The sequence below is a fragment of the Streptomyces sp. NRRL S-920 genome (genome assembly GCF_000717945.1).
GTDB classification, from domain to species: domain Bacteria; phylum Actinomycetota; class Actinomycetes; order Streptomycetales; family Streptomycetaceae; genus Streptomyces; species Streptomyces alboniger.
Genome location: NZ_JODF01000033.1, coordinates 83,388 through 89,743 on the forward strand (window position 1 = coordinate 83,388; position 6,356 = coordinate 89,743).

A 6,356-nucleotide genomic window follows, 5' to 3' on the forward strand; every position below is an offset into this window, starting at 1 on the left:
ACTACTGGACGTCGATGGCGTCGCTGGTGGCCGTGACGGGCGCGGTGGTGGACGTGCCCGCGAAGACGTAGCGGTAGTTGCCGTCGACGGAGGCCGTGACGGTGGTCTTCAGCGCGCCCTTCGAGCCGGACTTCACCGTCTTGACGGTGGAGTACGTGCTCGCGCCCTTCTTCTTGAACTCCAGCTTCACGGACTGGCTGGTGTAGCCCGCGTACTCGGAGGTCTCCCAGTTGGCGCGGGTCAGGGCGCCGGTGACCGTGATGGTCTTGCCCTTCTTGACCGGCTCCGGGGAGGCGTTGGTGGTGAGCTTGGCGGCGCGCTTCACCGAGACGTTCGTCGGGTACGAGTCGGTGGAGACGTGGTCGCCGTCCTTGCCCTGGGCGATCGTCCAGACCTTCCACTTGCCGGCCAGGATGTTGCTGTAGATGTTCGACATCGGGTCGGCGACGACCGTGGTGGTGCAGGTGGAGGTGGTCGCGTCGACGGCCGTGCAGTCACCCTCCATGACGTCGGGGACCATCGAGCCGTCGATGCCGGTGTCGCTGTCGAAGTCCGTGCCGTGCCACAGGAACGCGGTGGCGTCCTCTATGCCGGACGGGTCCGTCGCGGTGACGGCGATCTTGACCGTCTTCTTGGCGGAGGTGCCGACGACGATGTCCTTGCCGCCGTTGACGGTGATCTTCGTGATCTTGGTGTCACCCTCGACCGAGTCGGCCGGGGCGTCGGCGATGAAGGTGGAGAGGTTCGGCGTCTTCGGGGCGTCGTCGGCCTGGGCAGCCGGAACAGCCAGTGCGGAAAGGGCCAGGGTGCCGGTCAGTGCGGCCACGGTGGCACGGATGCGCATGTGTTTCCCCAGGTGGAGAAGGGGGCCTTGCGGTGCATAGCCGTCACGCGAGGCCCAAGTGATCTAGGAGTCTGTTGACTCGGAAGATCAGACTCGCGGCAGGGGCGAGTGGTTGTACGGCGAGTGAAGAAAATGTGACCGGGTTACGGAATGCCCAGTTCCGCCCCGTTGGCGCGGGGGCGGAACCGGACGATCCGGACCCGTGCGGACCAGTCGAACCCGCGAGTCAGCCGAACCCGCGGATCAGTCGAAGCGGCGGATCAGTCGAACCAGCGGTCCCGTGCCAACTCCGCCGTCCGCGACGGATCTTCGAGCAGCGCCGCCACCTCGAAGCGGCGCGGCCACTGCCCGGCCGCCCAGGCGAGCCCCGCCGCGACCCCCTCCAGGGTCGCCGCGTGCACGGTGCCGTCCGGGGTGCGCCGCCAGTCCAGCTCCACACCGCCCGCGATCAGTTCGTCGTGCTCGACGTACGTCCGCGGGGTCGTCGCGCCCAGCAGGATCCGCACCGGTTCCGGCACCGCGCGCTCGACGCCCTGGCCCGCGGGATCGACGGCCGCCGTCTCGCTCAGCCTGCGCACCTGGAACAGCTCCGCCAGGTCACCGGCCCTGCGGGGCTCGACGGGCAGCAGCGCCACACCGTCGGCCAGCGGCAGCAGGTCGGGGGCGTCGGCGACCACCGCGTCCGCCGCGTCGACCACCACGACCTCGCCGTCCACCACCGCGCGCAGCTCGTCGGGGAGCGTCACCCGCTCCGGGTCGAGATCCGCCAGCGCGCCGTACAGGGCGTGCAGTTGGCCGGGGGAAACGGTCCGCTCCGGGTCCGCGAGCCGGTCGAGGAGTTCGGCGGCGCCGCCCGGCTCCTCAAGGAGGGCGGCGACGGACGTGCGTACGCCGAGGGCCCGCAGCACCTGCTCGTCGCCGAACCCGGACGCGTCCGCCGCGTCGTAGAGCCCGACCAGGAGCGGATCGCCGCCTTCCGCGCGCAGTCCGGCGGGCCGGCGCCCGTCGAGGACGGGATGGCCGCGCAGCCACCAGGCCGTGTAGGGGCGGACGGACTGCGTCGTGCCGTCCGGCAGCAGCACCCGCAGCGGCTGTGTCAGCGCGTCCCGCAGCGGCGGGCGCGAGAGCATCGCGAGCGCCTGCGGCCAGCACTCGTCGTCGACCAGGTCCAGATCCCGTACGGCGACGATCTCCGTGGCGACCGGCGGCACCGGGGTGTCCGGCAGCCGGTCGAGCAGGTCCTCGCACCACACGTCGACGGCGTCGAGGAGCCCGGCGTCGTCGGGCTCGGCGAAGTCGCCCTCGCGGGGCTCCAGTTCGTCCGGATCGAGGACGACGTCCGTGGCCCGTACGAGCGCGAAGGTGGCGAGCACGCCACAGGCGGCCAGCGGCTGCTCGCCCCAGCGCTCGGTCAGCTCCTGGTCGGCGAGGGCCAGTTCGTCCTCGCGCATGACCGCGGCGAAGTCGCTGCCCGGCAGGACGAGTTCACCGGCGGGCGCCAGTTCGCCGTCCTCGTCGGGCAGGGCGAGGGCGGCCAGCCACGGCTCGTCACCGGGCGCCAGATTCGCGTCCCGCACCAGCGCGAGCACGACGTCCGCCAACTCCTCGGCGTCCAGGGCGTCCTCGTCCCACGTGTCGTCGTCGAGGGAGGCGGCGACGGCCGCGCGCACCTGCGGGGTGGTCAGGACGGCGCGGGGCGTGGCGGGGAGCGCGCCGAGCTTTTCCAGCAGCGGGTGGGCGGCGTCCGGGTGGGCGACCTTGAGGCCGAGGCGGGCCAGCGACGCGGGGTCGCGCTCGTCGCCGGGGGCGGGCAGCAGCACCTGCCGGGGCCCGATCGTCGTACGCCTGTCGGCGAGCGGCACCGGCAGCCCGGAGAGCCGCTCCGGGTCGACCCCGGCGAGGGTGTCGTAGAGGCGGCGCCACCAGTCGGGCTCCCGCTCCAGACCGGCGAGCCGGTCGATCGCCTCGGTCAGCGGGACGCGGGCGACACCGAGGGTGCGCAGCTCGGCGCGGCGCTCAAGTCCCGCGGGCAGCAGGCTGGGCAGCACCTCGGCGAGCACCCGGACCGTGTCGGCACCGGCGCCCTCCACGACCTCCGCGTCCCGGGGCCGCAGCGTCTCGGGCAGACCGTCCTCGTCCTCCTCGCCCCGGGGCAGGGCGGGCGGCAGGAAGGCGGTGCGCGGCAGCCGCTCCAGGACGGCCTGGCGCAGGGCGCCGTCCAGCTCGCTCCGGCCGAGCGGGCCGGGCACCAGGGCGATGATCTCCTCGCCCACCGGCCGCCAGTCGCCGAGGAGTTCGACGTACGCGTCCGCCGCCCGCTCCACGAGGAAGTCGGTCAGCGGGCCGGGCGCGGCGTGCCGCCGCGCGGTGTCCAGCGGGAACGACGCGATGAGCAGCGCCGGCACGCCGAGCGGCTCGTCGCTGGGGGTCGGCGCGTGCACGACGGGGGTGGTGCGGGGCCGCTCCGGGGCACCGGCGCTGTCGGCCGGGACGGCCCAGGTGACCGACCAGTGCGGGCGCAGCCGCTCCTCGACGGGCCGGTCCTTCAGGAGGGCGGCGTCGAGGGCTCCCTGGCGGCTGACGGTGCGCCAACGGGTCGTGCCGTCCCTGCTGTCCTCGACGACGGTGTACGGGGCTTCGGTGCGGCGGCGCAGGGTGCGGGTGGCGCCGTCCGGGGTTTCGATGCTGACTTCCTCAAGGCCCGGGAGGGCGAGGAGCAGGGCGTCGTCGACCTCGCCGAGGAGCCGCGCGACAAGGTCCTCGGCGGCGGCGTCGCGCAGGGGCAGGATGACGACGGTGTCGTATCCCTCGGGAGCGATGCCCTCGGCGGCCAGTGGCAGCCGCAGCAGCGGTACGTGCCCGTCCCTGCGCCGGATCTCGTCGCCGAGGCCGGGGCTGAACCGGGCGGTCTCCGCGGCCAGTTCCCTGGCCTCGGACAGCGACCAGCGGACGCCGCCGGTCCGCCCCACGACGGCGGGCTCGTCGCTGACGGCGAGCACAGCGGCGAACCCGACGCCGAACCGTCCCACGCTCTGCCCCTTCTGGTCCCTGCTCTCCTCCCGCTTCGCGGAGGCGCGCAGGGTGGACAGGGACTCGACCCCGGCGGCGTCGAGGGGGGCGCCGCGGTTCGCCGCGGCGAGGACGCCGTCGCGCAGCGTCAGGGCGAGCCGTCCGGGGACGCCCGCGCGGGCGGCGGCGTCGGAGGCGTTCTGGGCCAGCTCGACGACCAGGCGGTCGCGGTAGCCGCCGAGGGCGAGGTCTTCCTCGGCGTTGGCGTCCTCACGGAAGCGGGCGGGGGCCGCCGCCCAGGCGTCGAGGACTCCGCGGCGGAGGCGGGCGGTGCCGAAGGGATCCGTACCTTCGGCCGCCGGCCGCACGGTCTTGCTCACGGGCGTCTCTCTCCTCTGCGGTTCCGCTGCGCTGGGCTTGGCGGGGCTGGACTGGGTCGGACGGGGCTGCGGCCTTCCCCTCCACTGTGGGCCGGGGCCGCCCTGCGGGCGAACGCTACCGCCTCCTGGCGCGGGCGCCCGTGGATGCCGGCCGGGCCCTGTGTGCGCGCGGCCTATGCGCGCGTCAGCGCGAACGACGCCATCGACATGACGATCACGACGGCGACACAGAACACGACGTGCCGGCGCGGCATGCCGAACGTATCGCGTGCCACGCCCGCGTCGATCTCGCGGGCGTACGTCGTGAGCAGCTTGCGGGACGGAAACAGCCCGATCGTCAGCCCGGTCAGGGCGAACGAGTAGAGGACGAGGAGTCCACCCGGGGCGATTCCCTCCGCCCACCCGACCAGGCCCAGGTAGACGACCCCGGTCACGACCCAGACCCAGGGGTACGTCAGCCGGAACTTGCGGAGGGGAACCCATAGGGCCATGGCGGAGCTGTGCAGCACGGTGGCCGCCGCGGCCATCAGCCACAGCCACCTGACGTCGACGGAAGCGAGCACGGAAGCGGAGTCCTTTCGGGAGCAGGATGAGGGGATTGTTCCCTCTGCCCCTCCCACGCTTCACTGCTGGAAACCGGCAACGTCCGGGCTCTACTCCGTACCGGAGTCGGTCACCGAGCCTCGGGGTCCGGGGTGGGGCGTGTCCGCGAAGTCCCGGCGTCCGCCCGCAGGGCGGGCGTCGCGGCGTCCGGTGCGTGCGCTCGGTGTGACGGCCGGAAGCCCTCGTCCTGGGCGTACCCGGGCTTACGGCCGACGCGGCGAGAGTGCGTGCCCCGCGTCGCGGCGCAGGCGGGACTTCGCGGCCACGCTCTCGGCCCTGGACTAGCTGTGGCCCAGTTCTTCGCTCGGGCCCTCCACCGAGACCGAGCCCGAGTCCGCCGCGGGGCGAAGGGGCAGTACGTCCACCCGCGTCTCGTCGAGAACCGGCGGTGCGGGCCGGGGCGGCTTCGGCATGACGGCTGCCTCCGAGTGGCCGCCGCACCCGTACGAGAGCGAGACGACATGTCCGTCCGCGGGCCCGAACTCATTGGCGCACACCCCGAACGCCTGCCCGAGCGAGCCTCCGATCGCGACCAGGAACCCGCAGCTCACGCACGCCGCCGGCGCCGCCTGCGCCATCGGGGTCTTCGCGCCGTGCGTCTCCTCCCAGCGGTCGGCGGCGACATGCAGCCCGTACCGCGACAGGACCCGCGCCCTGCGCATGCCCAGCTCATCGGCGATCGCCGCGATGGAGCCACGCGCCGGGGCCATCGGCAGCTCGGCGGGCGATCCCGCCGTGACCTCGGCGTCCTCGGCCTCGGCGAGCGCCGCCATCTCCTGCGACACGATGGAGTTCGGCGGCGGCTCCTCCTCACCGGTGAAGCCGGGCTCAAGACGGAGATCCTCGGCGTCGGTCGGCAGCAGATCGCCGGGGCCCATGTCGCCGGGGCGCAGCCGCTCGCTCCACGGCACCCACTCGGGGGCCAGCAGGGCATCGGGGCCCGGCAGCAGTACCGTCTCGTCGAGCGTGACGACCTTCGCCCGCGAGGCACGGGCGACCGTCACCGCCCAGCGCCAGCCGCGGTAGCCGAACTCCTTGCACTCGAACAGGTGCGTGACGACGCGGTCGCCCTCGACGACGACCTCGACATGCTCACCGACCACACCGGGCGCGGCGGTCTCCTCGGCCGCGGCGCGCGCGAGGCCGACCGCCTCGGCGCACAGGCGGTCGGGGGTACGCGGGGTGCGCTGGGTACGGCTTCGCGTTGTCGCTGCGCTCACAGGTATCGCTTCTCTCCTACGCCGTCTCACGAGTGCGCCACCTTTACGCGGGGGGCGGACGGAGCGGACCAGGGGGCCGCGTCAACGTCCGCGCCCGACGTTCTCGGGCGCACCTACGTCACCCATTCTGCGGGATGACCGAGAGGCGCGCGGCCAAGAACAACCGCCGCAGGCGCGCTACGCACGCTACCTTCTCCTGGCCCCTGGGCCTACACCGACGTACGCGCCCGGCCCGCCCGCTCCCCCCGAACTCCTCGCCCGCCCCCTCCCCGCGGGACCTCCACTCCCCCGGCACCACCC

At 73.7% G+C, this 6,356-nt stretch carries 4 protein-coding genes; all 4 read right to left on the reverse strand.

Annotated features, from left to right (window positions below):
* Window position 1: 1 nt before the first annotated feature.
* A complete protein-coding gene (locus IG54_RS0123470) occupies window positions 2–844 on the reverse strand; it encodes a hypothetical protein (protein ID WP_030787818.1) in 843 nt (280 codons plus the stop codon).
* Window positions 845–1,104: 260 nt separating this feature from the next.
* Entirely contained in the window at window positions 1,105–4,233 is a 3,129-nt protein-coding gene (locus IG54_RS0123475; RefSeq protein ID WP_030787820.1) for a sacsin N-terminal ATP-binding-like domain-containing protein, read from the reverse strand.
* A gap of 173 nt (window positions 4,234–4,406) precedes the next feature.
* The gene (locus tag IG54_RS43010) at window positions 4,407–4,796 is read right to left on the reverse strand and encodes a hypothetical protein (protein ID WP_030787822.1); all 390 of its coding nucleotides are present in this window, start codon (window positions 4,794–4,796) and stop codon (window positions 4,407–4,409) included.
* A gap of 321 nt (window positions 4,797–5,117) precedes the next feature.
* Complete coding sequence (locus IG54_RS0123485; RefSeq protein WP_030787824.1) at window positions 5,118–6,056, reverse strand: DUF3027 domain-containing protein; 939 nt, start codon at window positions 6,054–6,056, stop codon at window positions 5,118–5,120.
* Window positions 6,057–6,356: the final 300 nt, after the last annotated feature.

What these genes read in the sequence shown, in the direction of transcription:
- IG54_RS0123470 (WP_030787818.1), bottom strand. Translation starts at nt 844, where the DNA reads ATGCGCATCCGTGCCACCGTGGCCGCACTGACCGGCACCCTGGCCCTT.